We start from the raw sequence: 8,408 nt of genomic DNA, 5'->3' as shown, positions 1-8,408 counted from the left end.
GACCAGACGCAGCCGAACCACTCGCCCCGCTGCCGGCAAGTCCGTCACGCCTCGAATGTATCGGCTATGCACGCGGCTTGCGCGCGATGAGCAAGAGGGGCACACCGCCTGCCTGTTCCGGGCGGATGCGGTTACGATGAGGGCCCCTTCACAGGCTTCAAACTGCTCGACCGAGAGCCCGGCCGGAATGAGCGATGACAGCGAAATGGCGTTCGACATGGCGATCTCCTTCATGAATCGCCAGTCCGCTCCTCAACTGCATCAGATATGAGTCAGACCCAATTTTGGACGCCGATCGGGGGTCAATTTTGAAGGCCGTTTGACAGGTGATCTGCCTCGTCACCCCAGCCAGCTTTATGAAGCATTCCTGGAAGGACTAGTGCTGTTCGCAATCCTGGCCGTGCTCGCGCACAGACCGTCGCTTCGCAGGCGGCCCGGAATAATCACGGGTGTCTTCCTGCTCGGGTACGGGCTGAGCCGGATCACCGTGGAGCTGTTCCGCATGCCCGATCCTCAGCTCGGATTTCTCTATGGTGGGCTAACAATGGGTCAGATCCTGTCGTTGCCGATGGTGCTTCTCGGAATACTCCTTGTCCTGTGGGGCCAGTACCGATCATCCCGTGAGCCGCGAACGAACGCAGTGGGGTAACGGGCGAATGAGACCACATCGGTATCAAACCGTGCGCGCTGATGCCGGCCATCCGATCATCCTAGCCTCCGGGCCGGGACTCCGCCGAGTTGAGGAGACGCTGCAGATGAGCTTCTATCGTGAAAGCGTATGCCCGTGCCTAACCCATCTAGCGATGAGAGCTGGCAGCCTGAGACCCTACCGCGAGGCTGTAACCCGCCAGGCGAGCGGGCGCGTTCTGGAGATCGGAGTCGGCTCAGGAGCAAATCTCGGTTTCTACAGAAACTCGCTGGAATGCGTCATAGGTATCGACCCAAGCGCAGGTATGCTTCGGCGGGCAGCGGCCATGGACACGCACATTCCCGTGATGCTGCTGCAATCGGCGGGAGAGGCTCTACCCTTAGAATCGGGCAGCTTTGATTGCGTCGTCTCGACCTGGACGTTGTGTTCAGTATCGGATCCCCGCCTTGTCTTGAAGGAGATTAGCCGTGTTCTGAAACCCGGCGGCCACTTCCTCTATGTCGAGCATGGCCGTTCGCCCGACGATAATGTTTCGCGGTGGCAGGACCGACTTAATCCCGCGTGGAATCGCTTCGCTGGCGGATGCCACATCAACCGCCCCATTTCGAAGATAGTCGCCGCAAGCAATCTCCGCAGAATATCCGACAGTAACGCTTACGCTTCGGGGCCGCGCCTGTTCGCGTACTTTTACCAAGGAGACGTTGTTCGCTGAGGCGCGTTCGCATCCAAGCACGGACCCCATGTAACACGGCTTGTTAGGTGGCGGTCTATGACCGACTATCTGCACGTTTTTGCTCTCCCTCGGATGCCCGCATTCGGCAACTTCACTGGTGGCGTGGTGGCCGAGCTGTTCCCGAGGTCCCGCGAGGATGCTGAACCACGCGCTCCATGCTGCCGCCGGGATCGTGATGTGCGTGGTCGCCGTCGAGCTGCAGGAGGCGCTCGGCGGTTCGCCGCCTCCCTGGGCCATCATCGTCGGCCTATGACTCGGCGGGTCCTTCTACGTCGTCCTGGGATGGATTGTCGATCGGTTCCAAGGCGGCGGCGAGGAAGTTGCGGGAGCCTGAATGATCTATGTCGCCGACGCGATTGACCTGTTCAGCGATGGCTCGATGATCGGTGTCGGCTCCGTCGTTTCACTCGGTCTGACGTGCATCCTCGCGCTCGGCCAGATCATGGCTGATGTGCCCGAAGACTTTGTCACCATCGCCAATCTCAAAGAAAAGGCGCGTCCCGCTGCCGCCGCATCCTCCTGTCCGCCTCCTACGTCATTCCCTGCCTCCTGGGCGCCAGCATCGACTACTGGCTGCTGCGGGCAGGCGAAACGTTGAAGCTTGCCGCCCTCGCCTTCAGCGCGGGTATCCTTCTCCTGGCCGCCGTCGAGGAGATGTTGGAGGAGGCGCAGGAGGCGTCCGAGGACACGCGCTATTCGGCCGCTTTCTCATCGACGGCTGTGCCCTGTTCACGCTGATCGCGTCGTATTTTGAAGGCTAGCCCAACGAGAGCGCCTCGCTGGTCTGGCATTCGGCAGTCATACCACAGCCGCCCTGACTGATCGCCGCGCCCGCAAAATACGTCACTAACGCCGCCGACCACTCTAAGGCGCGGCATCACCGGGCGCCGTAGTTCCCGCAAGCGTCGACGCCGCAGGCCGTCTCGCCTAGCAACTCATCGGCGAGGACCAGCAGCTCGTTGAGACGCGGATCGCTTAGGCGGTAATGAACGAAGCGCCCGCGCTGCTCGCCGGCGACGAGACCGCATTCACTGAGGCACCGCAGATGGTTGGACGCGTTCGATTGCGACAGGCCGGTGATCGCGACGATCTCGCCCACGGACAAGGACCCCGCGCGCAAGGCGTCCAGGATCGACAGGCGCGAGGCGTCTGCCAACCCCCGGAACAATTTCGTCCGTAGGGCAACGGTCGGAAGATCGACCCGCTCGATCAGTTCGGCATCGCTCGACATATCAGTCACGAATGATATATAGCCATTTTCGATCAGGGAAGATGGCCGTGAGCGTAGCAGCTTCAACGAATGATGCCGAGACGGCGCGTTACCGCGTCACCGGCATGGATTGCCCCACCTGCGCGGCGAAGATCGAGAAGGCGGTGCGTTCGGTCGGGGTCGAGGATGTGAAGGTCTCGACGGCCACGCAGATCATGACGCTGCACGTGAATGATCCCAATGCCCGTCTTCCGGAGGTTGAGCGCGCCGTGACAGGAATCGGCTATAGGCTCGATCGCCTGGACGCGCCGAGTCTCCACGCCGAAGGCGACATTGACGACCTACCGAAGGACCTTTCCCACATCACGCCGGCCTACAAGCGGGCGCTCTGGATCGTCGTGGTGCTCAATGTCGGCTACGGCGTCATTGAGATGTTCGGCGGCTTCCTATCAGGATCGCAGGCGCTCAAGGCCGATGCGCTCGACTTCCTGGGCGATGGCCTGATCACCTTCCTCGGCATCCTCGCTATCGGGTGGAGCCTTGTTTGGCGCGCCCGGTCGGCCCTGATACAGGGGCTGTTTCTTGGCGCGCTTGGTCTCGGGGTTCTCGCCAATACCGCCTATCGCGTGCTGGTGCAGCAACAGCCCGAAGCCGAGCTGATGGGTCTGTTCGCGGTGATTGCGCTCGTCGTCAATGTGGTCGCGGTACTTCCGCTGCTGCCTCACCGGACCGGCGACGCCAATGTCCGCGCGGTTTGGCTGTTCTCGCGTAACGATGCGATTGGCAACGCCGCCGTCGTCGTTGCGGCGGGGCTGGTGGCCTGGACCGCCTCTCCCTGGCCTGACCTTGTTGTCGCCGTCGTGATCGCCGGGCTGTTCCTGCAATCCTCCTGGTCGATCATCCGGGATGCACGCGCGGACCTGCGGGAAGCCGCCGCGGCCAGCGGCGCCAAAGCCTGACGGAGGTGCTGCTGTAGTGGACTTCTCCGGCATCGGCATAGCCACGGCCTTTGCCGCGGGCGTCGTTTCCTTTCTATCGCCTTGCGTGCTGCCGCTCGTGCCGGGCTACGTCTCCTATGTCGCCGGGCGCACGATTAGCCCGGATGGGCTTGCAAGCAGTGGGGGAAGTCTCAAGGAGACAGGTCGTACACTTGGCCTGAGCCTTTGTTTCGTGCTCGGCTTCACCACCGTCTTCGTCCTGCTCGGAGCCAGCGCGACGGCCCTGAGCGGGCTTTTGCGCACGCACCTCTATGAAGCCAACCTGATCGGTGGCGTGATCGTCATCGTCTTCGGCCTGTTCACGACCGGCCTAGTGCCCATGCCCTGGCTCGAGCGCGATGTGAGATTTCATTCAGGCCCACATCACGGCGGCCCTTGGGCGAGCTATCTCCTCGGTTTGGCCTTCGCTTTCGGCTGGACACCCTGCATCGGGCCGGTCCTCGGCGCCATCCTGGGACTTTCGGCCGTAAACGCCACCGCCGGAAGTGGAACAGCGCTCCTGGCCGTCTATTCGCTCGGTCTCGGCCTTCCCTTCATCCTCGCCGCCCTGTTCATGCGCGGCTTCATGGCGCGGATGACGGCCATGCGCAGAACAGGCCGGGTTCTGAAGATCGTCGCTGGCGGGATCATGGTGGTCATGGGCATCGCGATGATCACTGGCCATCTCACAAACTTTGCGATCTGGCTCCTCCAGACGTTTCCGGCGCTTGGACGTATCGGATGAGCGCAATCGCGATGTTACCGAGCGCGCAAGGCGGCCTGGAAGTGGAGGCGAAATGAGCGTTTGGATCTGGGTAGTGGTTCTGCTTGTAGCCGTCTATGCCGCGCATTGGGGGTCGGAGCACCTCGCCGACCCCTTCAAGAAGGTGCGCCGGCAATGGGGTATCTCGGCCGCAGCAGGTGGCTCGCTGATCGGCATCGCGACCGCCAGCCCGGAGGTCGGAATCAACATTACGAGCGCGGTCCGGGACGCATCCGGCATCGGTCTCGGCGCTGTCCTCGGATCGACCGTGATCGGCATTCCGACCCTCGTCACGATCGGCTATCTGGCGACCCGCAAGCGCGATCTCCCCAATGATCCCGGTCACGACCGGCACCTGCAAGAGCACCTTCTGCGGGTCGATCCGGCTGCTGTGGGCGTGCAGGCGCTGCCTTACCTCGGAATCCTCGTCCTGCTCGCCGTGCTGACTTTGCCCGCGGCCTGGCGCGGCCTTCAGCCGATCGACGGTTGGCTGCTGTTCGCCGCCTATATCGCTTACCTCGCCCAAGCGTTCCTGCGCGGACGCGGAGAAGGTGAGCAGGTCGACTGGTCAAAGCGCGAGATCTGGCTCGCCGTTGCCGGCGTGTTGGTGCTCGCGCTGGGCGCCTATTTTACCGTCATCGCCACCCAGAACATCGTCAAGGCGCTCGGCATCTCGGCGATCGTTGGCGGTCTTTTCATCACTGCACCTGTGGCGGCCCTGCCAGAAGCCTTTGCGGCCTGGACCGTCGCCCGGTCCGGCCAGATCACGCCGGCGCTCACCAACATCATTGGCGACCACGCCATGGCCGTGACCGTGGGGTTCCTGCCTCTGGCGCTGGTCGGGACCTCCATCGAGAACTTTCATCTGTTTTGGGTCAGCTTCGTCTTCGTCGCGCTTATGCCTGTGCTCTATGCCGCCTTCATCCGCTGGGGCGGCTCCGAGCCCGGATTCCGGCGCTGGCAGGTCTTCGCTCTGGTCGGCACCTATGTGGTTTACGTGCTGATCGTCCTCTTCTGGGTTCTCAAGGTCTTCTGATGGTGCAGACGCAAACAGCCCCGCATACGTCCGCCTCCATGCTGCGGCTGGGGTTGCCCATTGCCGCCGCCTGGTTCCTGATCGATCAGGTCAGCAAATGGTGGATCATCAATAGCGTGATGCAGCCGCCTCGGGTGATCCCGGTGACCGAGTTCTTCAACCTGGTCCTCTGGCACAATACCGGCGTGAGCTTCGGGCTTTTCGGCGACACATCACCTTGGATGCTGATGACTTTCACGCTGGCGATGGTCATCGGTCTCATCATTTGGCTGATGCGCGCCGCAAACCGCCTGACCGCCATTGCGCTGGGGCTCATCATCGGCGGTGCTCTCGCCAACATCCTTGATCGCCTGCGGCATGGCGCAGTCACCGACTTTCTGGATTTTTACGTCGCTGCCTATCACTGGCCGGCTTTCAACCTCGCCGATGTGGGGATCGTGAGCGGCGTCAGCCTTCTGCTGCTCGAAAGTGTATGGCCGAGGGGCGAGGGGAGGGTGCGCAAGGCTGACCCGAACTCCATCCGATGAAGGCGCTCTGATGCCGCAACTTCCCCGTGATACCCGACCAGACGCAACGCTCTCGCTTCTCGCTGACCCCTACAGGTTCATCTCGAAGCAGTGTCGGGCGTATGGATCGGACCTGTTCGAGACCCGGCTTATGCTGCAGAAGGCGACCTGCATGACAGGGCCGGAGGCAGCCAGGCTCTTCTACGACCAAAGTCGATTCATGCGACATGGCGCCATGATCGGGCGCATCCAGAAGACGCTGCTCGGAAAGCACGGCGTGCAGGGGCTGGACGACGAGGCCCACCGACTGCGCAAGCAGATGTTCATGTCGCTGATGACGCCCGAGCGTATCGAAGTGCTGATGGCGATCACTGCGGAGGAGTGGCAGGCACGCGCTCGCCTATGGGCGCTGAGAAACGAGATTGTCCTTTACGACGAGCTTCACGAACTCCTGACAAGAGCGGCCTGCGCCTGGGCCGGGGTGCCGCTCCCCGAGTCTCAGGTTCGACAGCGAACACACGAGATCACGGCGCTGTTCGACGCCGCAGGATCAGTCGGCCCCGCGCACTGGCGGGCGCGGTGGGCGCGCAAGCGGGCCGATCGCTGGATCGAGAATATCGTCGGGCGGATCCGTTCCGGGCAAATCCGCCCGCCGGAAGGATCGGCTGCTTCGATCATTGCGGAGCATCGGGGCTCGAACGGCGAACTGCTGAGCCCGCACGTTGCCGCTGTGGAACTCCTTAACGTGATCAGGCCGATCGTCGCCGTTGGCGTCTACATCACCTTCGTCGCCCATGCCCTCCACCAGTTTCCTGAATGCCGGCGCAAGCTCGAAGCTGGCGACGACACGAGCTTTACGGAAATGTTCGTCCAGGAGGTTCGGCGCTTCTACCCCTTCTTCCCCGCTGTCGCTGCGCTGGTGCGCCGCGATTTCGAGTGGGGGGGATACCGTTTCCCCCGTGGACGACGCGTAATCCTGGATCTTTACGGAACGAACCGCGACGCCAGGACGTGGGACGAGCCTGAGGCGTTTCAACCAGAGCGATTTCGCAAATGGGACGGAAACCCCTTCAACTTTATTCCCCAAGGCGGCGGGGATCACGATTTGGATCACCGCTGCCCAGGCGAGTGGATCACGATAGGGCTCATGAGTCAGGCGACGAAGGTTCTGTCTAGGCACATCGAATACGACGTGCCGGAGCAGGATCTTCGGATCGACTATTCCAGGCTGCCGGCCCTGCCCCGAAGCCGGTTCATCATCTGCCGAGTAAAGGAGAATGCGAACGATCCTATCTAGCGCCGAGCTGGACACCCGCAAGAATCTGGCCTGGGAGCAGCGGTCGTTTTTCGGGCTCTCGGAGCATCTGGAACGCCTGAGCAAGAACGGCGATCCGCTTGAGACGCTCGAGACGACCGTGGATTTCGAGCATCTCCGCGGCTGGTTGGTCGAGGGGCTAGGCTACGGCGATGGCTCCAAAGGCGGGCGGCCGCCGTTCGACCCCGTAGCGATGTTCAAGGCGTTGATCCTGCAGGCGCAACACAACCTCTCCGACGCGCGCATGGAATTCATGATCCGTGACCGGCTTTCCTGGATGCGATTCCTTGGGTTCGACCTGGGCGCTCCGACACCGGACGAGAACACCATCCGGCACTTTCGCAACAGGCTGACCGAGACGGGAACTTTGAAGCGGCTGATGAAGGCCTTCGACTGGCAACTGCAGAAGAAGGGCTACGTCCCGATGGCTGGCCAGGTCGTCGACGCCTCGCTGGTTCCGGCGCCGAAGCAACGCAACACCGAGGGCGAGAAGGCGGCGATCAAGGCCGGAGAGTCCGCCGGCGAAATCTGGACCAACGAGCCGGCCAAGGCGGCTCAGAAGGATGTCGACGCCCGCTGGACGCTGAAGATCGGCGGCAAGGTTCGCTATCGCCCGGACGGTACGCCGCTGCCGATGATCGCGACGCCGGTCTTTGGCTACAAGTCCCACATCAGCATCGACCAGCGCTTCGGCTTCATCCGCGAGAGCGCGGTTACCTCTGCGGCGGCCCCGGACGGACGGCAACTTCGGCATCTCGTGAGCCGACAGAACACCGGTTCGCAAGTCTGGGCCGACAGCGCCTATCGTTCGGGGGAGAACGAGAAGTGGCTAGAGAGCGTCCGCATAAACGGGTTCAGCGAGGTGGCGTAATCTGATTCAATCTCCTGGAAGGGAGATTGCCATGCGTTGCCATGAACTGTCGGATCAGGAATGGGCTGTCATCGAGCCGCTGCTGCCTCAAAACAGCCGCGGCGTCGCCCGGGTCGACGACCGGCGGGTGATCAACGGCATCCTCTGGCGGTTCCGCACCGGCTCATCCTGGCGCGACGTCCCGGAGCGTTACGGTCCTCGGACCACGCTCTACAACCGCTTCACGCGCTGGCGGACCGCCGGTGTGTGGGATCGCCTCCTGGCAGCGGTATCGAAGGCTTATGACGGCGACATCGTCATGATCGACAGCTCCTGCGTTCGCGTCCACCAGCATGGTGCCGGCGCGAA

General features: G+C 62.5%; 11 protein-coding genes and 1 pseudogene. 10 read left to right on the top strand and 2 right to left on the bottom strand.

The annotated features are described in order from the left end of the window. Positions 1 to 219 (bottom strand): transposase family protein (locus tag H536_RS24055; protein ID WP_162142680.1); only part of this gene is annotated, 219 nt, incomplete at its 3' end. A gap of 106 nt (positions 220 to 325) precedes the next feature. On the opposite strand from H536_RS24055, the pseudogene H536_RS22960 reads away from it, so the two are divergent. From H536_RS22960 to H536_RS24045, 3 genes and pseudogenes are all read left to right on the top strand, one after another. Next, positions 326 to 649, top strand: a pseudogene (locus tag H536_RS22960) (prolipoprotein diacylglyceryl transferase family protein); the annotation flags it as partial. 106 nt (positions 650 to 755) lie between these two features. Further along, positions 756 to 1,361, top strand: coding sequence for a class I SAM-dependent methyltransferase (locus H536_RS24050; protein ID WP_009209120.1), 606 nt, complete (start codon positions 756 to 758; stop codon positions 1,359 to 1,361). Positions 1,362 to 1,716: 355 nt separating this feature from the next. Next, entirely contained in the window at positions 1,717 to 1,980 is a 264-nt protein-coding gene (locus H536_RS24045; RefSeq protein WP_024352448.1) for a ZIP family metal transporter, read from the top strand. Between the two features lie 279 nt (positions 1,981 to 2,259). Here the strand turns inward: H536_RS24045 and H536_RS0121880 are convergent, their stop codons facing one another. Continuing rightward, positions 2,260 to 2,613 (bottom strand): ArsR/SmtB family transcription factor, encoded by a 354-nt coding sequence (locus H536_RS0121880; RefSeq protein WP_024352447.1) that lies wholly within the window; start codon positions 2,611 to 2,613, stop codon positions 2,260 to 2,262. A 47-nt stretch (positions 2,614 to 2,660) separates the two neighbouring features. On the opposite strand from H536_RS0121880, the gene H536_RS0121875 reads away from it, so the two are divergent. The 7 genes from H536_RS0121875 to H536_RS0121845 form a co-directional block, all read left to right on the top strand. After that, positions 2,661 to 3,551, top strand: coding sequence for a cation diffusion facilitator family transporter (locus H536_RS0121875; protein ID WP_228241984.1), 891 nt, complete (start codon positions 2,661 to 2,663; stop codon positions 3,549 to 3,551). Positions 3,552 to 3,567: 16 nt separating this feature from the next. Beyond that, positions 3,568 to 4,314, top strand: a complete 747-nt coding sequence (locus tag H536_RS0121870; protein WP_009209123.1) for a cytochrome c biogenesis CcdA family protein — start codon at positions 3,568 to 3,570, stop codon at positions 4,312 to 4,314. A 52-nt stretch (positions 4,315 to 4,366) separates the two neighbouring features. Then, entirely contained in the window at positions 4,367 to 5,368 is a 1,002-nt protein-coding gene (locus H536_RS0121865; RefSeq protein WP_024352445.1) for a sodium:calcium antiporter, read from the top strand. Then, a complete protein-coding gene (gene lspA, locus H536_RS0121860) occupies positions 5,368 to 5,895 on the top strand; it encodes a signal peptidase II (protein ID WP_009209125.1) in 528 nt (175 codons plus the stop codon). Before H536_RS0121865 ends, lspA begins: the two co-directional genes overlap by 1 nt. A 130-nt stretch (positions 5,896 to 6,025) precedes the next feature. After that, entirely contained in the window at positions 6,026 to 7,171 is a 1,146-nt protein-coding gene (locus H536_RS0121855; protein WP_244400941.1) for a cytochrome P450, read from the top strand. Beyond that, complete coding sequence (locus tag H536_RS0121850; protein WP_024352443.1) at positions 7,152 to 8,060, top strand: IS5/IS1182 family transposase; 909 nt, start codon at positions 7,152 to 7,154, stop codon at positions 8,058 to 8,060. Before H536_RS0121855 ends, H536_RS0121850 begins: the two co-directional genes overlap by 20 nt. Positions 8,061 to 8,091: 31 nt before the next feature. Further along, positions 8,092 to 8,408, top strand: a 317-nt coding sequence (locus tag H536_RS0121845) for an IS5 family transposase (RefSeq protein ID WP_024352442.1), incomplete at its 3' end; no start/stop codon positions are given.

Source organism: Aurantimonas coralicida DSM 14790, from assembly GCF_000421645.1.
GTDB lineage: Bacteria > Pseudomonadota > Alphaproteobacteria > Rhizobiales > Rhizobiaceae > Aurantimonas > Aurantimonas coralicida.
The sequence above is the reverse complement of the archived record's forward strand: the minus strand, read 5'-3'. Positions and strand labels throughout refer to the sequence as shown.